This is a genomic window from Acidovorax sp. NCPPB 3576 (assembly GCF_028473605.1).
In the GTDB taxonomy this organism is placed as follows: domain Bacteria; phylum Pseudomonadota; class Gammaproteobacteria; order Burkholderiales; family Burkholderiaceae_C; genus Paracidovorax.
The window spans coordinates 3009600-3030985 of the sequence record NZ_CP097267.1 but is presented as its reverse complement, the minus strand read 5'-3'; the positions used below and the strand labels follow the sequence as shown (position 1 = coordinate 3030985).

Annotated in this window: 12 protein-coding genes; all 12 read right to left on the bottom strand. The window is 64.6% G+C overall.

Translation table 11 applies throughout. The features are described 5' to 3' along the window. Positions 1–111: 111 nt before the first annotated feature. Positions 112–1563, bottom strand: coding sequence for a glycogen synthase GlgA (gene glgA, locus M5C98_RS13895; RefSeq protein ID WP_336298473.1), 1452 nt, complete (start codon positions 1561–1563; stop codon positions 112–114). After that, positions 1560–6575: a malto-oligosyltrehalose synthase gene (locus tag M5C98_RS13890; protein WP_272553282.1), complete on the bottom strand. Its 5016-nt coding sequence runs from the start codon at positions 6573–6575 to the stop codon at positions 1560–1562. Before M5C98_RS13890 ends, glgA begins: the two co-directional genes overlap by 4 nt. Beyond that, entirely contained in the window at positions 6536–8353 is a 1818-nt protein-coding gene (gene treZ, locus M5C98_RS13885; RefSeq protein ID WP_272548020.1) for a malto-oligosyltrehalose trehalohydrolase, read from the bottom strand. The genes M5C98_RS13890 and treZ overlap by 40 nt, the downstream gene beginning before the upstream one ends. Beyond that, positions 8350–10500: a glycogen debranching protein GlgX gene (glgX, locus tag M5C98_RS13880; protein ID WP_272553280.1), complete on the bottom strand. Its 2151-nt coding sequence runs from the start codon at positions 10498–10500 to the stop codon at positions 8350–8352. Before glgX ends, treZ begins: the two co-directional genes overlap by 4 nt. An 11-nt stretch (positions 10501–10511) precedes the next feature. Next, a complete protein-coding gene (gene glgC / locus M5C98_RS13875; protein WP_272548019.1) occupies positions 10512–11816 on the bottom strand; it encodes a glucose-1-phosphate adenylyltransferase in 1305 nt (434 codons plus the stop codon). Positions 11817–11835: 19 nt separating this feature from the next. Then, a complete protein-coding gene (locus M5C98_RS13870) occupies positions 11836–12063 on the bottom strand; it encodes a hypothetical protein (RefSeq protein ID WP_272548018.1) in 228 nt (75 codons plus the stop codon). Positions 12064–12313: 250 nt separating this feature from the next. Then, positions 12314–12847 (bottom strand): MarR family winged helix-turn-helix transcriptional regulator, encoded by a 534-nt coding sequence (locus tag M5C98_RS13865; RefSeq protein ID WP_272548017.1) that lies wholly within the window; start codon positions 12845–12847, stop codon positions 12314–12316. Positions 12848–13151: 304 nt separating this feature from the next. After that, positions 13152–13541 carry a response regulator gene (locus M5C98_RS13860; RefSeq protein ID WP_272548016.1) on the bottom strand — a complete coding sequence of 130 codons (390 nt, stop codon included), beginning with the start codon at positions 13539–13541 and terminating at the stop codon, positions 13152–13154. A 69-nt stretch (positions 13542–13610) separates the two neighbouring features. After that, positions 13611–15836, bottom strand: a complete 2226-nt coding sequence (locus tag M5C98_RS13855) for an ATP-binding protein (protein WP_272548015.1) — start codon at positions 15834–15836, stop codon at positions 13611–13613. After that, positions 15833–16456: a biliverdin-producing heme oxygenase gene (locus tag M5C98_RS13850; RefSeq protein ID WP_272548014.1), complete on the bottom strand. Its 624-nt coding sequence runs from the start codon at positions 16454–16456 to the stop codon at positions 15833–15835. Before M5C98_RS13850 ends, M5C98_RS13855 begins: the two co-directional genes overlap by 4 nt. A gap of 266 nt (positions 16457–16722) precedes the next feature. Continuing rightward, positions 16723–19395, bottom strand: coding sequence for an ATP-binding protein (locus M5C98_RS13845; protein ID WP_272548013.1), 2673 nt, complete (start codon positions 19393–19395; stop codon positions 16723–16725). An 8-nt stretch (positions 19396–19403) separates the two neighbouring features. Continuing rightward, positions 19404–21383: a hybrid sensor histidine kinase/response regulator gene (locus M5C98_RS13840; protein ID WP_272553279.1), complete on the bottom strand. Its 1980-nt coding sequence runs from the start codon at positions 21381–21383 to the stop codon at positions 19404–19406. Positions 21384–21386 lie beyond the last annotated feature (3 nt).

Genomic DNA, 21386 nt, shown 5'->3' with positions numbered 1-21386 from the left:
AAGTGCGGGTACCGGATACGCGAAGCGTTCTCGCCAAGCATTCACCGAGTATTTCCGCGGCTCCTTCCACTCTTTGTAGGACAGCGCAGAACAATCGACCCAGCTGTGTGCTCAGTTCGCCAGTAACTCCCCATAGAGGTCCGAATAGGCCATGGCGGATGCGTCCCATCCGAACGTTTGCCGCATGCCGGCGCGTTGAAGCGACTCCCAGGCCACGGGGGATTTCCATGCCGCCAATGCCCGCTGTACCGCATGATCAAACATTTCTTGCGTAGGGGCCTGCATCACGAAACCCGTGCCTCCTGGCTGAGGCGAGTCCGCATCCACCACAGAGTCTGCAAGGCCGCCGGTGTGCGTGACGATTGGCGGGGTTCCGTAGATCTGGCTGTACATCTGGTTCAAACCACAGGGCTCGAATCGTGAAGGCATGAGGAAGCAGTCTGCGCCGGCTTCGATCTGATGGGCCAGCGATTCGTCAAACCCCAGCGTCACGCTGATGTGCTCTGGGTAGCGTGCTGACAAATCGGTGAAACGGGCTTGCATGGCGGCATCGCCATTGCCTAAAACGACGAGTTGTGCACCTTGCTCTACCAAACGCTCGGCTCCTTGCGCTACCAGATCAACGCCTTTCTGATGGGTAAGCCGCCCCACCAAACCGAACAGCATGCGGTTTTCCGCAGCATCCAAGCCACAGCGCTGGCGCAAAGCGGTTTTATTCAGCGCTTTGCCGGATGGGCTGTCCACGCTGTAGGGCGCAGCGATCAGCGGATCGTCCGCCGGGTTCCAGACGACCGTATCGATCCCGTTGAGTATGCCGCGCAGCACACTGGCACGCCCCCGCAAGACCCCATCCAAACCGAACCCCAGTTCAGCGCCCTGGATTTCGCGCGCGTAGGTTGGACTGACGGTGGTGATGGCATCGGCAAAGTTCAGGCCGGCCTTGAGCATCGATATCCCGCCCCAGAACTCTACGCCTTCCATCCCGCGGTCCTCGGTTGGAATATCCAGCACATCACAGGCGTGCATCGGAAAGATGCCCTGAAACGCGAGGTTGTGCACGGTGATGAGGCTACGGGCCACCGGCGCCGCCCCTGCGGCGGAGCGCGCTTGGGCCAGATAGAACGGTGCCAGGCCTGTGGGCCAATCGTTGGCATGCACGATATCGGCTTGCCATCCGCAAGGCGTTGCCTGTGTCCCCATCATCGCGGCCACGCGGCTCAGCAGGCCGAAACGCAGCGCGTTGTCATCATGGTCCTGGCCGTTGGAGGCACCGTAAGGCGTACCAGCGCGCGCATAGAGCTGGGGACACGAAAGGAGATAAAGGATGAAGCCATCTTCCTGGCGCAGTTTCAGCAACTGCGCTGCAGGCCAGGCGCCGTGCGGTGCAACGGCAAACAAACCCACGATCTGGCCGGAAATGACCATGTCGCCGTAGGCCGGCATGAGCAAGGCGACATCGTGTCCCAGGGCAGCCAGCGCACGTGGAAGCGCCGCACTGACATCGCCCAGGCCACCGGTTTTTACCATCGGCGCGCATTCAGGCGTGACGAACAAGACTTTCATTCGACGTCCTCGGGCACCAGTACCACGAACGGCAGGTTGCCTGCCTCCTGCTGCATTTCGCCCATCAGCATTTCAATATCGATGCCTTCACCTTGGTCCGCCACCAAAGTGGCTCCCGTCATCCAGTTCTTCCAGCTCGGAATTTTGTCGAGAGCCGGGTGTGCCGTGCCAAAAGCGACGCGCGTGCCGCGCCAACCCATCGCAGTCAACCCGTACAACAACCGCGAGCAGACCACCACGATGGCTTTGCCATCCCTGATGCGTGCAAAGGCGACCGCGTGCTCAGCGCTGGGTCCTTCAAGGGCCAAGGGCAGGTAGGTGGCGTTCAGGAACAATTCCGGCATTTTCTGCCGCAACTGCAGCAGACGCCATGTCACCAACTGTTTGACTTGCGGTGCGGGCGATGCGCCCAGCATCTCCTGCCAAGCCTGCGCGGTGGGATATCCGCCCGCGTAGTGCGAGCGCACGGTTTCCAAGGTGCGCTCCAGTTCCGTGAAATCGACCGGCCTGCGGTTGTCCGGGTCCACCAAGCTGAAGTTCCATTGTTCGCATCCTTGATAGATGTCGGGCACGCCGGGAACGGTCAGTTTCAGAGCGAGTTGGCACAAGCTATTGCGAAAGCCGTAGGGCGCAATGGACTGGACGAATTTCTCCAGTTCGCGCACGAAGCGCTCGGTAGACAGGGCCCCGTCGATGTAGCGGTCGACAGCCCCTTCGTAAGCCTCGTTGGGAAAGAGCCAATTGGTCGCCTGCTTGGCCTCGCGCATGGCTTTCACCATGTATTGCTTGGCGCGGTCGCGCAAACTGATGCGCTCATCCGCATCGGCCCCATCGGCCGGCCAGATTCCGACCAGTGCCTGATATAGCGCCCAAAGGTCATGGGGACTGGGCACCGCGGCGCCATCGATTTCCGTCGTGAACCGCGTCCCGAGTTCACGCAGCTGAATGGCGGTGTCTTCCCACAAGGCCGGTATCTCGGACAGCACATTCAGACGGGCGCGCAAATCTTCCGACCGCTTGCTGTCATGGGTGGAGGTGGCCAGCAGGCCATGCGGTAGCCGCCGCGAGCGTTGCAGGTTGGCTTGATGGAATGCGGCGCCAGAAAGTCCGAAGCGGCGCGGCTCCGAGCCCACATCGTTGAGCGACACCAGACGCACGTAGCGGTAGAACGCCGTGTCTTCGACGGACTTGGCCATTACCGGCGCAGTGAACTGCTGCCAGCGGCGCAGGAAAGCGCCGCGCAGCGCGGGCATGTGCTGGGCTTCGGTGCCGACGAAAACACCCTGAAGATACGCGAGCACACCGCCCTCAGCAGTGCCCATGCGGCGACGCGCTGCCGCAATCGCCCATTCGATGTGTTGCCGGTCCGTATCGGACAACCCGGTGCCGTCAGGTGCCACGTAGGTGCGATAGACGGGAAAGACCGCGGCCACTTCCGTCAGCGCGATGCACAGTTGGTTGCGCGTGAAATCGCAGGTTTTGCGATCGGTACGGCTGATGCGGTACAGCGTGTCGGCCAACCATCCCAGGTCGCTGAACAGCGAGGTTTCGATGATGTGCTTCTTGCATTCGTGCACCGCCTCTTCGAACTCTTTCCGATCGCCCGTGAAGGCAGAGTACGCATCGTCGAAGGCGGCTTGGGATGCCGGCTCCACGAAGAGGCCATTGACCAAGCTGCTGAATCGGTAGCCGGTGGCTCCGTGCACCGGCCAATCCTGCGGTATCGGCTCATGGTCTGCGAGGATCTTTTCCACGATGAGATAAAGCGCACGGGGCTCCCGGCCCGCGGCGCGCGCCAGCGACGCATAGCGCCTCTGCAGCCGGTCGAAGTATTGTGCAGGGTCTGCAAGACCGTCAGGATGGTCAATGCGCAGACCGGAGATTTTGCCCTCTGCCAGCCAGCGGAAAATGCAGGCATGCGTTGCCTCAAACACGGCGGGGTCTTCCATCCGAACGGCGGCCAGCGAGTTGACGTCGAAAAATCTGCGGTAGTTGATGTCGTCGCCCGCCACGCGCCAGTCTGCCAGCCGATAGGCTTGATCGCGCAGCAATTGGTCCAGCGCATCGAAACTTTCCGGGGTGTCCTTGTGGCCGTTCCACTGTGTCAGCAGCGCTTCGATCCATTGGCGCACCCAGGCATGCTCGACCGCCAGTTCGGCAAGCCGGCGCTGATGCAGCGGCGCGTCTCTTTGGCGCATGGCCCGTTCGTTCTCGTCACCGGTGTTGCGGGAAGGCAGGTTGCCGAACGCATCCACCAGCGACTGCATTTGTGCCAGGCTATCGCCATGGCTTTCGCCACCCGCTACTGGGGCCGGCACGGCTGAAAAGATGCGTGCGTAATGCTGTGGGTCGATGGGAAGTTCGTGGTCCCAGTAGCGCACACTGAACCGGCCGCCGTCCAAGTTGAACGCCACCTGGAGTTCGCCGGACTCGAGAACCCGGCCGTAATGGCCGCCCAGCATGGGCAGCAACACGCGGCCATGCATCTCTGGCGCGGTGGGCTCCCATTCGATATCGAAGGTGCCGGCATAAGCCGATGCCCGTCCGTGTTCGAGCACGTCCTGCCACCATGGGTTGTTGGAATCCAGCACCCCCATGTGGTTGGGCACGATGTCGAGGATTTGGCTGAGCCCGTGCGCCTGCAGCGCTTCGCACAAAGCGGTGTGGGTGGCCTCCGACCCCACTTCGGGATTCAGCCGGGTTGGGTCCACCACGTTGTAGCCGTGCGTGCTTCCAGGCGCCGCCTTCAGGTAGGGCGAACTGTAGAGGTGGCTGATACCCAATGCATGAAGGTAGGGCACGGCCCGAGTGACCTGCTCGAAGGTGTTGCCCTCGTGGAACTGGACCCGGTAGGTCGCCAAGGGAATGTCGGCGGTGTCCAGTGGTGGCAGCGCTTCGCTGAAGGGCAGGGCGGCGCCACCGCGTTCGGCACGCATGGCCGCCGCGATCTCCGAAAAGCAGGGATGGGTGGCCAATTTTTCCAGCGGCACACTGAGGCGGCGGCGCCAGTTGGGTTGCATGGCCTCGGTGGAGCCTGGCACATTGACCTGCTCGAGCTGGCCTGTCACGTCTTCCAGTTGGACGGCCGCCAGCCAGCACGGAGTGCGGGCGAGATAACGGTGCACTGCGGCCACGAAGTTCGCATTGGCTTCCGGCACCGACTGCGGATCTGCCGTGGCGCCGGGGGGAAGAAGCCCTTCTTCACTGAGTGCGATGAGCAACCTCACGCGGTCCTGGGCGCGGTCCATCAATGCGCGCGCATGCGCATCCGGGGCAGAGAGCCAGCCCAAACGCGACTGCACCTCGATGTCCTCGGCCGCCCAGAACCCGCGCAGCGTGGGCAGGTCATGCGTGCTGACCACCGCCAGGGCCTGGTGGGGCCACTGGGCCGGCGAACGGAACGCGCCGCCATCGGTGCGTTCGAAAATCAATGGACGATACGAGAGCAGCGTCTTCTGCGCCATGGCTTCACGCATCTGCGGCGCCACGTTGCCCAGGTCTTCACCAATGACCAGGCACTGGTGGCGATGGCTTTCGATGGCCATGATGGCCATCAATGCGTCCAGGGGGTAATAAACATAGGCACCACCATCCGGGCTGGTCCAGAACAGGCGCATGAGCGCCATGACATGGTCCATTCGCAGCGCGCCGGCCGGGCGCATCACGCTGCTCAGCAAACGGCGCATGGGACTGAAATGCGCAGCTGCCAAGGCACAGGGATTCATCGGGGGGAGTCCCCAATCCTGGCCCTGGTGGTTGAGTGGATCCGGCGGGGCGCCCACGTTCATGCCACGCGCGTACAGGCCTTGGTGGGTCCAGGTCTCCGACCCCGCGTCGTTCGCTCCGACCGCCAAGTCGCAATACAGGCCCAGGGGCATCATCGCGCGAGCCCGCTGGCTGACCCGTTCCAGCTGTTCATGTGCCAGCCATTGCAGCCAGAAGCGGTACCGCACCTGATCCACATGCTCCTGCGCGAATGCCTTCACTTCGGCACCCTGCGGATCGCGCATCGCTTCGGGCCATGCAGGCCATCCCCAGACGCCGCGGTCGATGGCGTTCAAATGGTATTGGATGGCCTCATACAGCGCATGCTGCCCGAGGATGTCGGCATGGCTTTGCATGAACTCTTGGAATGCCTTTGCACGCGGCGACGCGGCGTTCGACTCGCTGCGTACGAACTCATCCCACAGCAGCGACAGCATTTCCTGCTTGGCCGCTGCCACTTCGGCATAGCGCACCTCGCCCGAGGCCCGCAACACGCCCAGATGCTGCTGAAAAGCGGCATCCGAGAAAAGAGCCTGAGCAGCCGGACTGCGCATGAATTCAGGCACGGCCGCCACGTCGATGAAAAGCGTGTTCAACGCCAGCCGGCTCGAGGGGCTGTAAGGGCTTGCAGCCTCCGGTTGGTCTGCGCGCAGGGCGTGTAAAGGACTCAGCCCGACAAAGGCTGCCCCTTGTCCTGCAGCAATGGACACGAGGTCCGCCAGGTCGGTGAAATCACCAATGCCCCAATTGCGCTCCGATCGCAGGGCGTACAACTGGGCGCTCAAGCCCCACCAGCGCTCGCCTTGGCGCAGGGGTTCCGGAGACCAGCAATGTTCCGGTGCCACGATGACCAGCCGCTCGGCCGACGCCCCGGGTGCACTGAGCGCGTAGTACCCCATCGCCAGCGAATCCGGAAGGTGTGCGATGGCACCCTGGCCTTCGCACACAAGCAAGCGCTCATCCGTCTCGGCGCTGAAAAGGCTCCAGGGGCCGGTGTCGTCGAGCGGCACGCTGGCTGCGCTGCCGTGCGACACCAGCACGGTGGAGGGCACGGCGGTGGTGTCCGCATGGTTGCCCATGGCTGCCAGTGCCCGCTCGATGACGGCGGCTGTCACGTCTCGGTGCTCGCCCCAGAAGCTGGTGTAGTTCAGTGCAATGCCGGCCAAGTCGGCGCGATGGCGCAATGCTTGGTCAAGAGTAGGGTCCGTCATGCTTTGGGCTCCAGAAAACACCAGCGGGCGGACCACGGTGCCCAATCAATGGTGTCGTTGCTCCAGCGGTGCGAAAACCGCGGGACTCCCAGCGGGCCATCAGGCGCTGGCGCTTCGACAGGCATTTCGCTCAGATTCATATCCATCTGCCATTGCGCACCGTCTTCGTACTGCCAACGCACCTGAAGGCCGCGCGCCCCGATTACCCTGGCCACATGGCCCTCTCGCAATAGCCGATGCTGGCGTGGAGTCACCCATTGCCTGCGCGCTGCAAGCGCCTCGCGCAGCAGCGCTTGCCGTGCCTGGCCTTGCGGACTGTCGGCCTGTTGCCAGTCGAGACGGCTGTGCGCAAAGGTGGCTTCATCGCAAGGATCGGGGAGGGTGCCGCCTGCCGGGACTTCGTGGCTGAATTCGCGCAACCGCCCCTGGCGGACTGCCTCGCGCAACTCTCCCTCCCAGTCAGCGAAGTAAAGGAATGGCGTGTGGGCGCCGAACTCATCGCCCATGAAAATCAGCGGGGTCGCGGGCGCTAGCAAAGTCAACAGCATGGCCAGTTCTGCGGCGGGCGCCGGCACCAGCTGCGCGAGTCTTTCCCCGAACGCTCGGTTGCCGACCTGATCGTGGTTGCCGAAGAACTGGACCATGGTCGATAGCGGCTGCGGCGCTGCGGCAATCACTTCGAGCCTGCGTGCTTGCGCGTCGCGCTCGCTGTGGGCAAAGATATAACCATTTGTCAGCGACCGGGCCAGCAGCGCCACCGGGTTGGCACCGTAATCGGCATAGTAGCCTTGCGTTTCGCCGGTCAGCAGCACGTGCAGCGCATGGTGGAAATCGTCGTTCCATTGCGCGTCATAGCGCGCCGGCTGCGGGCTGCAGGCGAGGTGTTCCGGTTGGTTCTTCTCGTTTTCCAAAACGAGGTGCACATGCCGGCCCGTGCAGGCGGTTCTCACGCGTTGCGACAGCTCTGCCAGAAAGCTGGGCTCGTTGTCGTCGATGATGGCGTGCACTGCGTCCAGACGAAGACCGTCGAACCGGAATTCCTCTATCCAATACATCGCGTTGTGGATGAAGAATTCGCGCACCGCTTCGCTCTGGGCACCGTCGAAGTTGATGGCCGCTCCCCAAGGACTGGTGTGTTTTTCTGAAAAGAACTGTGGTGCGTAAAGGCCGAGGTAATTTCCATCCGGCCCGAAGTGGTTGTAGACCACGTCCAGCAGCACCATCAGCCCCAGCGCATGGGCCCCGTCGATGAATCGCTTGAGGTCGTCCGGAGTGCCATAGGCGGGGTGCGGAGCGAAGGGCAGGACGCCGTCATACCCCCAGCCGAACCGGCCGCCAAAGCATGCAAGGGGCATCAGCTCCACGGCGGTGATGCCCAAATCCTTCAGGCGTGGCAACTGCTGCAAGGCCGCTCGCAGGGTGCCGTCGGATGTGAACGTGCCGACATGCAGTTCATACAGAACCACTTCGTTCCACGGGCGCCCTTGCCAGTCCACCTGCCAGTCGAAACCTTTGGCATCGGTCACCACGCTGGCGCCGTGAGGGCCCTCGGGGTTGCTGCGCGATGCCGGGTCGGGAATCAGCGGGCCGCCGTCCACCTGCCATTGGTATCGGGTATCGGCCGTTGCCTTTCGCAACTCTGCGTGCCACCAACCATTCGGTCGTGGCTGCGCGGCAAGCGCCACCCTGGCAGAGGCTGGCGAAGCGCCATGGTGCAAGACCACTTCACGTGCGTTCGGCGCCCACAGGCTGAATCCGGCACCGCCATCGGCAGTGAGCCGGGCGCCAAACGGCATATCGTGCCGGTACTTCATGGCTGATCGGTACGCGAAGGTGTCGTCAAAACGGCCATGGAATGGGGCTGAAGCGTCCACTGCCCGCCCGCAGGGATATCCGTCGCGTCTGCGGGTGGCACGGCTGCGGTGCGAGTGTCCACCCGTACCGTCCACATGCGACCGCGCTCGTCCTGAGGCAAGGTGAAAACCGCATCGTCGGGTGTTGCATTGAACAGCAACATGACCGATTCGCTATCGCCATGGCCCTCCATCAACGCGGCCACGCAGCGCACCTGAGGGTCTTCCCATTCCTCCGGCGTCATCGACAGGCCCCAGACGCTGTGCCAATTGAGTGCCACGCACGCAGGATGCCCGGTGGTGCCTGCAGGATGCACCGCAGGCCGCAACACGGGCAACGAGTGCCGTAGCGCCAGCAGAGCCTTGGTGAAGCCCATCAGTTCTGCCTCGCCCGTGGCCTGGTTCCAGTCATACCAGGACAAAGCGCTGTCCTGGCAATAGCCGTTGTTGTTACCGTGCTGGGTGCGTGCTATTTCGTCGCCGCCCAGCAGCAAAGGCGTGCCGTGCGAGACAAACAGCGTGGCAATGAAGTTGCGCATCTGGCGCGCACGCAGGGCTTGTATCTCAGGATCGTCCGACGGGCCCTCGGCACCGCAATTCCAACTGCGGTTGTGGTTTTCCCCGTCACGGTTGTCTTCCTTGTTGGCGTCGTTGTGCTTTTCGTTGTAGCTCACCAGGTCAGCCAAGCTGAAGCCATCATGCACCGTGACGATGTTCACGCTGTCCACTGGCGGGCGCTTGCGGGGCGCCAGCATGTCTGCGCTGCCGCACAGGCAGGCGGCGAACGAGGGCAGGCTGCTGTCGGCATTGCGCCAGTAATCGCGCACCGCGTCGCGGTAGCGGCCGTTCCATTCCATCCATCCCACCGGAAATCCGCCCACCTGGTAACCGTCTGGTCCCAGGTCCCATGGCTCGGCGATGAGCTTGGTTTTCGAAAGCACGGGGTCTTGCGCCACGGCCGCGAAAAAAGCGGCACGGTGCGTGAAAGCCCCCGAGGGATCGCGGCCCATCGCGCAGGCCAGGTCGAAGCGGAAACCATCCACGTGCATTTCCGTCACCCAGTAGCGCAGGCTGTCGAGCACCAGCCGCAGCGCGGCCGGGCTGCTCGTGTCCACGGTGTTGCCGGTGCCGGTGTAGTCCACGTAATACCTTGCATCTTCTGGAGACAGGCGGTAATACGCGGCGTTGTCGATCCCTTTGAAGCTGATGGTAGGGCCGAGGTGGTTGCCCTCCCCGGTGTGGTTGTAGACCACGTCCAGAATCACTTCCAGGCCGGCGGCGTGCAGCGCCTTCACCATGGCCTTGAATTCGTCCACTCCGCCGTCGGTCTTGGATGCGCTGTAACGCGGTTCGGGCGCAAAGAAAGCGACGGTGTTGTAGCCCCAGTAGTTGGTGAGATCGTTGTCCACCAGCCGTTTGTCGTCCAGAAAGGCCTGGACCGGCAGCAGTTCAACGCTGGTGACACCCAGGTCGCGAAGATGGGCAATGGCTGCATCGCTTGCGAGCCCGGCATAGGTGCCCCGCAGGGGCTCGGGAACCCCGGGCATGGTCTGGGTGAAGCCCTTCACATGCACCTCGTAGAAAACGGTGTCCTTGGCCGGCACGCGGGGCGAGGCGTCATCGCCCCAGTCGAAGCGCGATTTCACGACCCGGCACTTGGGCGCCACCGCGCCGTTGTCCATGCTGCTGGGTTTCAGGTCTTCTTCGTCCTGGTCCAGTTCATAGCCAAACTGTTCCGCATGGCCGAGCACGGGCCGGTCGAGAGCCAGTGCGTACGGATCAAGCAACAGCTTGGCCGCGTTGAATCGGTGCCCGTTGCCAGGTTCATAGGGTCCATGCACGCGCAGTCCGTATTTTTGCCCGACCTTCAAACCTTTCACCAATCCGTGCCAGGTATCCCGGGTTAGGCAGGGCAACGCAATGCGCGCTGTCTCCTGGTCGTCTTCGGAGAACAGGCAAACCTCCACTTTTTCAGCCGATGGCGCATAGACGGCAAAGTTCACGCCATGCCGGCTCGCGGTAGCGCCCTGGGGCCAATAACGGCCAGGTTCGACGGTGTAACGGACTTTTCTGTGGCGCGATGCAACGGGAGCGGAAGGCGTATTCATCACGTCTGGTTTCATGCGGCTACCTTGCGGTCGCTATCGGTTGCCATGGGAACGGGTGGCCGGGCACGGCCGATGCTGGGGGTGCTGCTGCCTGTATCTTTTTGCGCTGTGAAGAATTTGCGGGGAACCACGACGATGCCGCTTTCGGTGACGTGAAAACGCTTGCGGTCTTCTTCCAGGTTGAAGCCGATGCGCTCGTGGGCGGGTACGTCGTTGTCCTGATCGATGATGGCGCGCCGGATCTGGGCGCCGCGGCCAATCCGGGTGCGCTCCATCACGATGCAATGCTCCAGGCGTGCGTCGCGCTCAACGACGACCGAGCGGCGAAGCATGGCGTGGTCGAGCGATGCGCCATCCACAATGCTGCCCGAGCCCACCACCGAGCGGTGGATCACGCCGTTTTCGATCTGGGCGGATTCCGCCTGGTCGGGGCTGGCATAGATCGGCCATTGGCGATTGGTCATGCGAAAGCGGGGTGTCGCGCCGAGCGTGTCGAAATGGGCATCGAAGTACGAATCGATGGTGCCGACATCGCGCCAGTAGCCATGCTCTTCGTAAGGCTCGGTCCCGGGGATGGTGTTGGTGTCGAAGTCATAGGCCATCAGGCGATGCGACTCCAGCATGGTCGGCAGAATGTGCTTGCCGAAATCGCTGTGGCCGGTCTCGTGCGCCTTCTTGAGCGCGTCGAGCAGCACATCCGCATTGAAAAGGTAGTTGCCCATCGATGCCAGCGCGTGGGTCGAACTGCCGGGCATGGGGCGCGTGGATTGCGGCTTTTCGACGAACTGCGTGATGCGGTGGCTGTCGTCGGTTTCCACGATGCCGAACTGGTCGCATTGCGAAAGCTTCACGGGCAAGGTGGCCACGCTGACATCGGCGTTGTTGGCCACGTGGAAGTCGATCATCTGGCGCACATCCATGCGGTAGATGTGATCTGCCCCGAACACCGCGACGATGTCGGGCCGAAAGCTCTCGATCAGGTGGATGTTCTGGTAAACCGAATCAGCCGTGCCCTGAAACCATTCGGGGCCGTTGCGCATCTGGGGCGGCACCACCGTCACGAAATGCTCTGGAATGAAGCGGGCCATGGTCCACGACTGGCGGACATGCTCGATGAGTGACTGCGATTTGTATTGCACCAGCAGGTAGATGGAAAAGATTTCCGAATTCACCAGATTGGACAGAACGAAGTCCACGATGCGGTGCTTGCCGTTGAACGGCACTGCGGGCTTGCAGCGCTCGGCGGTTAGAGGGTGAAGGCGGGAGCCTTCACCGCCGGCCATGACGATGGCGAGGACATTCTTGGTGCGTGACATGTGGAAACTCCCGGATGGGTCAGACGTGGTTGGGCGAGGTGGAGACAATCAGGTTGGGCTGCGGCGAACGACATCGGAACGCGGGGACGTTCGGCAGTTGGGTAGCTGCCAGCGTCTGCGCCATGTGGATCGATCCGGGCCATCCTCCTCTTGCATCCCTTTTCGCGCGCGACTGATCCCGGCTCGAAGCCTTGCCCGTAAGGCAGAAGGCTTCGAAGGCCGGGTCATGGAGGGAGTTGGGGTGCATGCAGGTGGTCCTGGAGGCATCTTCTGTTGCGTTGCAACACGAAGTTGCAGGAAGTTCCTACCTGCCTTTGTAGGTAGGTGCCTACACGGTTCCGAGGCCACGGCAAAGGCGTAGAACCCGCGCCCAACCCGATCTGGCCCGCGCGTTTAGCTCAAGCTGGGCGTGCCGATCCCGAAGGGTGCCAGCCAATCGCATGGCTGCCTTCAGGGGTTGCTGGCGGTTTTTTTGACGATCGCTATTAAATTGATAGCTATATGCCGTGGATGTTATTGCGCTGAGGGTCGATTTGACCCCGAACTACCTGGCGCTGCGCGGCGCGCGCCTGCTCCTCGTTGGCAGCCAAAGCGCCGGGGCTGACGCGTTCCAGCAGTTCCAGTAGCAGCGCCCATTCGGCCGGCGAGTAGTGTTGGCGCAAACCCGCCTCCATCTCCAGCGACGTGGCGTGCGCCCGCTGCGCGATGGCCAAGCCTTCGGTCGTCAGGCGGATGGCCTGTGCCCGTCGGTCGGTCGGGTTGCGCTCGCGCACCAGCAACCCTCTGCTTTGCAGCCGGCTCACCACCAAGGTGAGATTGGGCGCACTCAGGTTGAGTGCCTGCGCCAGTTGCCTCTGAGACAGGCCATCCCCCGGCATGAGCAGCATCAACAAGGAAAATTCGACCGTGCGCAATTGCATGGGCTCGCCGATCGCCTGCAAGAAAGCGCGGTTTGCCGCAACGCGTGCCTGGGCCAGTGAATAGCCGAGCAAGTGCTGGACGGCAGAAGGGTCGATGGGAGATTCGTGCATGGAGCGTTTCCGGGCGGTCGAGTGTAAGAGTCCTCGCAATGCCTGCCAGTCCGGCGCAAGACACCTGAATGGATTGCTCTGACACTCGTGAGCAGCGCAGGCTTCGTGGGCCAGGGCCGCCGTGGTTCGGGTAAAAGCAAAGTGCCTTGGCGACGGGTGGTGGCCCAAGAGCCGCATACAAAATCCAGCAGTCCAGTGCACTCGCCATGAAGCGACGCATTATCGCCACGCATATCCCAGCTGGTGGGCAGTTGGGTGCGCAATGGGGCCGTGCCGCGCGCCGGTGGGCGGTGGTCGTCAGCTATCAGTCAGCGCTCGGGTCGCCCGGTGGGGTCAGTTGGGCCACGCAGGCGGCGATCAGGGCGTCGAACGCATCGAAGGCCAGCGGTTTTGCCAGCACGTGGTCGAACCCGGTCAACTGCGCTCGGTCCGCGACACCCAGTCCGGTGATGGCGATCGCGATGCAGGGCCGGCCTGCGGCAGCAGCGCGCAGTTGAGGAACGAGTTGCGTGCCCAGCATGTCGGGCAATTGCTGGTCCACCAGAAACAGCGATGCCGGCCGTTGTGCCATGCGCTGCAGCGCTTCGCTGCCACTGTGGGCGATGCGCACCGTGTAGCCCTGCAGGTCAAGCAGGTCGCTGAGCAGTTCGGCGGCATCGCGGTTGTCGTCAATGATGAGAATGTCTGCTGGCATGCGGGGGCTTCGCTGACGGTACGGGGTTGATGCAGGCCATTGAACGATCGATCTCAATAGCCATCTTCTTCAAGCCCCTATTGTGCCCGGCCTGTGCACGGGCAAACGGACCAGAAAGACGACATGGGGGGAGCGGTAGTCGTATCCGATGCTCCCGCCATGCCCCTGAACGATCTGGTTGGCGATGTACAGCCCCAGCCCCATCCCCGACCGGTTGCGCGCGTTGCCGGCCGACGACGCCTTGAACGGGCTGAACAGGTTGCGGACGATGTCGTTCGCGATGGGCGAGGCGACATTGCGCACGGCGATCTCGTGCCATTCGCCTGTGCTGATGGCTTGCAGCTCGATGGGGTGCCCGGTCTGGCCATGGTGCCGCGCATTGCCGATCAGGTTGACGACCACCTGGGCAATTCGGTCGGCATCGACCTGTGCGCTCAGGACGGCAGGCAGGGTACCGACGATCTCGGTGCCGGGATGCGCGGTGCGTGCCTCGTCGATGAGGTCGTTCAGCAAGGCGACCAGGTCCACATCCGTGCGCTGCAGGTCCAGGCCCAGCCCGCTTTGCAGGCGCGACATGTCCATCACCTGGCTGACGAGCCGCTGCATGCGGCTGCTGGACGACTGGATGCGCTGGCCGATCTTTCCGGCCCGCCCGCCATCGGTACCGCCACGCTCGAGCACGCGCGCGGCCATGCTGATGGAGTGCAGCGGGTCGCGCAGGTCATGGCCCAGCACGGCCATGAGCTGGTTGCGGGTGCGGTTCATCTCGGCGGTGCGCGCGTTTTGCACGCGCACGATCTCGTCCATCAGTTGCCCGGCCGCGTTCAGTTCCAGAGCGCTCCAGTGTTCGGCGGTAGAGCGGACCGTTTCCTTCCACAGATCGAACGAGCCGCGCGGCGTGAGCCTTGGGCCCAGGGGGCCTGGGCGGATGTCCTTGTCCGGCTTGCCGCCCCAGTGGATGGTCTCGATCTGCTCCTTGCGCAGGAAGATCAGCCAGCCGTTGCGGTCCCGGTCGAAGGGAATGCCCAGCAAGCCGCACCAGGGCGATGCCACGGCGGCCAGGCCGGGCGCCAGCAGCGGCAGCGATTGGGTCTGAAGCAGGCGTTGCCGTGTCTGAGCGGGTGGTTCGGCGGCCAGCCATTGCACGATGGCGTTGCCTGCCGGCTCGGACAACCCCCCGAACACGGCCAGTTTGGCGCCATGGGCCACCAGCGCGGCATCGGCCTGAAAGATGGCGGCCATCTCGGGGGCATGCTGGATCAGGGCGGTGAATTCTTCGTCCGCGTGGAGCAGCGCCTCGATGAGGTGGGTACGTGCCGCCGCCAGTTGCTGCAGTCGGTCCGCCTGGGATCGCGCCAGGGTGCTTTGGATGTTGGCCGAAAGCACCTGGGCGATCACGTCGCAGGCCATGCGCACGCTGTAGGGTACTTGGCGCGGCCCCATGTGGTGGCAGGCGATCAGCCCCCAAAGCTGTTCGTTGATGACGATGGACACGCTCATCGACGCACCCACGCCCATGTTGGACAGGTATTCGATGTGGATGGGCGACACGCTGCGCAGGATGCTGCCGCTCAAGTCCAGCGGGGGCGCCCCCGCTTCCTGCAGCAGCGCAACCGCGGGAGAGCGCACGTCGGCGATCAGCCGCAGGGTGTTGGCCACGTACAGCCGGCGTGCCTGCGCGGGAATGTCGCTGGCGGGATAGCGGCGGCCCAGGTATGGGTCGAGCGCATCGATCCGCGATTCGGCGGCCACCTCTCCGCTGTTGTCGTGGCGAAAGCGATAGGCCATCACCCGGTCGAATCCGGTCAGGGCACGCAGCTCTTCGGTGGCCAACTGCAGCAATTCGTCGATGGCCCGGGGCCGGCGGAGCTTTTCCATGGCGCGGTGCGCCTGGATGGCAAAGCCGGCCAGCTCGCCGTGGGTTTGGTGGCGCAATTCGAATTCGGCCAGCAGCATCGCGCTGCCCACATGCAGGACCACGTCGAACTGGCGTTCCGCCACCTGCAGCTCGCCGGGCATGGGAACGTCCCGCTCGCCCCGCAGGGCCAGCACGCCGTCGTGCAGAAGTGCGGCAATTGCCGGGCACGCCTCGCCCTGGCTTTCAGACAACCGTTCGCCCACCTTCACGGCGCAGTGCAGAAGGGCCTGCACATTGGCGCCCACATAGCGGACCACGCCTTCGCGGTCCACTGCGATCAGCGTGCCGTGGTTCTGGATGCTGCCCGGTATGTGAATGGGCTCGCGGTCACAGTTGTCCAGCGTGGTGATGGCGTCCGGTGCGGACGATTGGCTCATGCAAGTACCCCTTGGCCCTGTAGCTGTTGCTGCAGGCTGTCGAAGCCGGCACGCGCACCGGCGCAGGCCGCCTGAATATCGAAACTGCTTTGTACGTTGGTGTTGAGCAGCCGGGTGAACGCTTTCCAGCGCAGATGCGTGTCGGCACCTGTGCCCTGCAGGTAGCGCAGGGGGTGCGGCGCGAGCCGGGGGGCCAGCCGCCGGTAAAGGAACTGCCCGCCCAGTTGCGAGCCTTCGACCACATAGGCCAGGCCCCAGCAGACGGCCCCATGGCCTGGCGCTCCGGCTGCGGAAAATGCGTGGGCGGCCATTCGCTGCGTGCAGCCGCTCGCGCTGCCGAAGTCGGCGTCGTCCGGCGCGGGTCCCGCATGGGTGTCGAGCCAGTCCGTATGCAGGGTTTGCAGGCGGGCAGGGGCTGCGAAGCCAAAGCCAGGCGCCATCGGCTCCAGCGCAGCGAGGTGCGGTTGAAGGGCGGTGAGCCAGGCGCTCAAGGCCAGGGTGTGCTGGCGGTAATCTTCCAGGCTGGCCTCGGCTTTGCCCAGAGGCAGGCGGGCATCCAGCTGTTCATGCAATTGCTTCGTGGCCAAGCGCAATGCCGACAGGCAGTCGTTCTCCGGCACCGAAGTGGCCGGAAGGAGGGAAGATCGCTGTGGCTGTGGCACTGAGGAAGGGCAGGGGATCGGGGTGGGCGGCCAAAACCGCTGGAAGATTTTAGGGGGTCGGCCTGCCCATGGCGCCAAGGCGGTTAACCACCGGTTTGGCGACCGCGATGGCAGCGCCCGCACACGGCCGTGCCGGCCACCCGGGAGGTCCGGGCTCCGGCGGCAGCGATGGCGGCGAAACCGGCAGTCGCGGGCCGCGATGCTGTGGCTCAAGGGCAGGTGCCTCAGGGCGGAGCGATCAGACCTTGCACCCGGCGCGCGAGCGCGTCCAGCGTGAAGGGCTTGGTAAGCACCTGCATGCCCCGCTCCAGGTGGCCGTTGCCCACGGCCGCGTTCTCGGCATAGCCGGTGATGAACAGGATCTTCAGGTCCGGCCGGTAGACGCGGCCGCTGTCGGCCATCTGCCGTCCGTTCATTCCGCCGGGCAGTCCCACATCGGTGATCAGCAGGTCAAGGTGGGTGCTGGACTGCAGAACCAGCAGCCCCGACGCCCCGTCTTGCGCCTCGATGGTGTCGTAGCCCATCTCCTGCAGCACCTCCACCACCAGCGAGCGCACGCTGGGCTCGTCGTCCACCACCAGCACGGTGCCCGACCCCTGGCCGATCGAGATCGACGGCGCGGATGGGTGTTCGGTGTCCTGCGCCGGCGCCTCGTGCCGTGGCAGGTAGATGCACATGGTCGTGCCCATGCCGGGTTCGGAATAGGCGCGCACCTGGCCGCCGGACTGCCGCGCGAATCCATAGACCATCGACAGCCCCAGCCCCGTGCCCATGCCGATCGGCTTGGTGGTGAAGAAGGGCTCGAACACGCGGTGGATGATCTCGGGCGACATGCCGGTGCCGGTGTCGGTCACGCACAGCGACACGTACTGGCCCGCAGGCAAGTCGCGGTCCAGCGAGGCGCGCTCGTCCATCCATTTGTTGGCCGTCTCGATGGTGAGCCTGCCCCCGCCCGGCATGGCGTCGCGGGAGTTGATGCACAGGTTGAGCAGGGCGCTCTCCAGCTGGTGGGGGTCCACATGGGTGGTCCACAGGCCGACGGCGCCGACCACCTCGAGTTCGTTTTCCGGCCCGATGGTGCGCCGGATCAGCTCTTCCATGCCCTTCACGAGCCGGTTCACGTCCGTGGGCTTGGGGTCCAGCGTCTGCCTGCGCGAAAAGGCCAGCATGCGGTGGGTGAGCGATGCCGCCCGCTTGGCGGCGCCCTGGCCCACGCTCACATAGCGCTCCAGGTCGTCGTACCGGCCCTGGCCCACGCGGCGATGCAGCAGCTCCAGGCTGCCCGTGATCGTGGCCAGCAGGTTGTTGAAGTCGTGCGCGAGCCCTCCTGTGAGCTGCCCCACGGCCTCCATCTTTTGCGACTGGCGCAGGGCCTCCTGCGCGACTTCGCGCTCGCGCGATTCGTTGGTCAGCCGCTCCAGCGCGTTCTCGACCTCGTGGGTGCGTTCAGTCACCCGCGCTTCGAGGTGGCTGTTCAAGGCGCGCAGTTCTTGTTCGGCCACCACCTTTTCGGTGACGTCGTAGCCCTCGGCGAACACGCCGTTGATCTCGCCCTGCGTGTCGGTGGTGGGTTGGTAGATGAAGTCCAGGTAGCGCTCGGCCAGCGGCATGCCGGGCCTTTGCTGCAACAGCACCTTGAGGCCGTGGGCGATGTAGGGCTGCCCGGTGCGATAGACCTGATCCAGCCGCTCGTACAGGCCCTGGCCTTCGAGTTCCGGCAGGGCTTCGCGCACTGGCTTGCCTTCCACGCTGCGGTGGCCGATCAACTGCACGTACGAATCGTTGACGAACTCGAACACATGCTGCGGGCCGCGCAGCACGCACATGAAACCAGGCGCTTTCTGGAACAGGCTGCGCAGGCGGTCGCGCTCGGCCGTGCTTTCTTCCAGCACCTCGGCACTGGCCAGGCGCGATGCGATCTGCCCTGCCAGCAATTGCACGAACGCCATGGCTTCCCCGTCGTGCATGGGCCGATGGGGGTTCGCTCCGCAGACCATGAAACCGGCCGACCGAGCGCCGCCCTGGGGCGGCAGTGCTACGACGAAGGCTGCGCGCGCAGGCGTGTCCCAGTCGCCCGTGGGCACATCGTCTGCTGCATCCAGCGGCACGGCGAACGCTGTGTCGCCGGCCTGCAGGCGATGGGCCTGCCAGGGTTCCCGCGATTGGGGGGCCAGCACGTGGGGCGCCAGCCGATGGCCGGTGCCGATGCCGGCATTGCAACGGAGCCGGGCCACGCCCGATGGCTCGTAGAGGTACACCAGCGAGAAAGGCAAGTCGCGCTGCGCATGGCCCATCCGCTCGCAAGCGGTGTCGAGCACGGCCTGGCGGCTGTTTACCGCCGACAGCGCCGCACCCAATTCGCGCAGCAGGCGCAGGCGCCGCTCGTTGAGCACACGGCCGGTGTCCTCCGACACCGCGCAGAACAGGCCGCCGACCTGCCCGTTGTCGCCGTGCAGCGGGCTGTACGAGAACGTGTGGTAGGTCTCCTCCAGGTAGCCTGCGCGGTCCAGCAGCAGCATCAGCGAGTTGTCCCAGGTGGACTCGGCCCGCTCGTACACGGCGTGCATGCGGCCCTTCACCTGGTCCCAGATTTCGGCCCACACCAGGGCGGTCGGGCGCCCGAGCGCTTGCGGATGCTTGGCCCCCAGCGTGGGGCGGTAGGCATCGTTGTAGAAGAAGGCGATGTCCGGCCCCCAGCCCAGCCACATCTCGAAGCGCGACGTGAGCAGGATGCGCAGCGCCACCTTCAGCGTGTCCGGCCAGAACTCGGGAGATCCGAGCGGCGTGGCCTCCCAGTCGTGGGATCGCATCAGCTGTGCCATTTCGCTGTCCCCGACAAAGATGTGGGCGAAGCGGTCGCTCTGGGCTGCGATGGCAGGGGCAGGAAAAGGGTTCATGCAGGAACTCAGCGTGAATCGACCAGTCGGTTGATGGTGGCCATCAGGGCGTGGGGCTGCAAAGGCTTGCCCAGGTGGGCATCGAATCCGGCCTCCAGGGCGCGCTGCGCATCCTGCGCGCGGGCGAATGCGGTCAATGCGACGGCGATCGGCTGGGTCTTGCCGCTGGGCAGGGGCAGCGAGCGCAGGCTGCGGACCAGTTCGTAGCCGTCCCTGCCGGGCAGTCCGATGTCGCAGACCAGTACGTCCGGCCAGCGCTCGGCAAAGGCCCGCATGGCCGCTTCGTAGTCGCCGGCTTCACGCAGGCGCGCGCCGCCGTCGGTCAGCACCACGGTGAGCATCTCGCGCGCATCGGGGTGGTCTTCCACGATGAGGATGTCCAGGCCCGCCAGAGGCCGGTCGGCCATCGGCGGATCGGCCGGTGCATCGTCGCCCAGGGGCGCGCCACGCGCCATGTCGCCCCCTTTGTGGTCCACCGGCAGCATCACCTGCATGGTGGTGCCCTGGTCGAGCCCGGCGCTCACGGCCGTGGCGCGTCCGCCGTGCAGCTCGGCCAACTGCTTGACGATGGACAGCCCCAGGCCCAGGCCGCCATGGCGGCGGTTGTCGGGCGAGTCGCTCTGCGTGAAACGGTCGAAAAGGTGATCGATGAATTCGCTGGCGATGCCGCGCCCGTAGTCCCGCACGGACAGGGTGAGCTGGCCTTTTTCGCGCCGCAGCGCCACGTCGATGTGCGCGCCGTCGTTGGAGAACTTGATGGCATTGGTCAGCAGGTTCCAGAAGATCTGCTGAAAGCGGGTCGGGTCCAGCCAGGCCGGGGCGTTCGCATCCTGCACGGCCAGCACCACGTCCAGGCGTTTCTCGGCGATCGAAGCCTGCAATGCATCGATGGAGGCGCGCACCGATTCGACGGGATCGATCCATTCCCGCTCCAGGTGCAGCTTGCCGCTGTTGATGCGCGACACATCGAGAATGTCCGAGATGATGCGCGCCTGCGCCTTCACGTTGCGATGGATCGAGTCCAGGCCCTTGAGCAGCTCGGGCGTGCCGCCCCGGCGCTTGAGAATGTGCACCCATCCGGCAATGGCGTTCAGCGGCGTGCGCAATTCGTGCGACAGCACCGCGATGAAATCGTCCTTGGTGCGGCTCAGCCGCTCGGCGGTGGCGCGCGCCGCCTGCTCGCGCTCCAGCACGTCCTGGCGGCGGGAGTCCAGTTCCATGCGTTCGGAAATATCGGCCGCGATCGCCATGCGCAGGCCGGGTTCCACGTGGGCCGAGATGCTCCACTCCAGGTACACCCAGGCGCCGTCCGGGCGCTGCAGCGGAAACTCTCCCTGCCAGGGCTCGCCACGCTCGCCCCCCACGGTTTTCTCGGTGATGAAGTCCAGCCATCCGGGCGGCGCGAAGTCGCTGATGGGGTGGCCCAGCAACTCGTCGCGCGAGCGGTCCAGCAGCCGCACCATGGCGGGATTGACGTCGGTGAACCGGCCGTCGGGCTGGATGAGGCCAATGCCCGCCAGCGCCTGGCTGTAGATGGCGCGAAAGCGGCGGTCGCTGCGGCGCAGGCCGTCCTCGGCCATGCGCGCGCGGATCAATGCCTGCAAGGTGCCAACGAGCAATGCCGGCTCCACCGGGTGGGTCAGGTAGGCATCCGCCCCGGCGTTCAAGCCGGTCACGCGGTCTTCGCTGTGCACATGGGCGGCAGACAGGTGCATGACCGGCAGCAGGGCCGTGCCTTCCTGCTGGCGGATCACGCGGCAGACCTCGAAGCCGTCGATGTCGGGCAAGTGCACGTCCAGCACCACGGCCGACACGTCGGTGGCCGCCAGGCGGATGGCCTCGGCGCCGTTGTCGGCTTCCACGGTCTGAAAGCCCGCGGCGCGCACCACCCGCACGGTGGCATAGCGTGTCACCGGGTTGTCGTCCACCACCAGCACCGTGTGCGCCGCACGGTCGATGGTCGTGTGGATGGCCGTGACGTCCTGCATGCC

Excerpts from the sequence above, each read along its gene's own strand:
- glgX (WP_272553280.1), bottom strand. The coding sequence starts at position 10,500 with ATGAATACGCCTTCCGCTCCCGTTGCATCGCGCCACAGAAAAGTCCGT.
- M5C98_RS13870 (WP_272548018.1), bottom strand. The coding sequence starts at position 12,063 with ATGCACCCCAACTCCCTCCATGACCCGGCCTTCGAAGCCTTCTGCCTT.
- M5C98_RS13840 (WP_272553279.1), bottom strand. The coding sequence starts at position 21,383 with ATGCAGGACGTCACGGCCATCCACACGACCATCGACCGTGCGGCGCAC.
- glgC (WP_272548019.1), bottom strand. The coding sequence starts at position 11,816 with ATGTCACGCACCAAGAATGTCCTCGCCATCGTCATGGCCGGCGGTGAA.
- treZ (WP_272548020.1), bottom strand. The coding sequence starts at position 8,353 with ATGAAGTACCGGCACGATATGCCGTTTGGCGCCCGGCTCACTGCCGAT.
- M5C98_RS13845 (WP_272548013.1), bottom strand. The coding sequence starts at position 19,395 with ATGAACCCTTTTCCTGCCCCTGCCATCGCAGCCCAGAGCGACCGCTTC.
- M5C98_RS13865 (WP_272548017.1), bottom strand. The coding sequence starts at position 12,847 with ATGCACGAATCTCCCATCGACCCTTCTGCCGTCCAGCACTTGCTCGGC.
- M5C98_RS13860 (WP_272548016.1), bottom strand. The coding sequence starts at position 13,541 with ATGCCAGCAGACATTCTCATCATTGACGACAACCGCGATGCCGCCGAA.
- M5C98_RS13855 (WP_272548015.1), bottom strand. The coding sequence starts at position 15,836 with ATGAGCCAATCGTCCGCACCGGACGCCATCACCACGCTGGACAACTGT.
- glgA (WP_336298473.1), bottom strand. The coding sequence starts at position 1,563 with ATGAAAGTCTTGTTCGTCACGCCTGAATGCGCGCCGATGGTAAAAACC.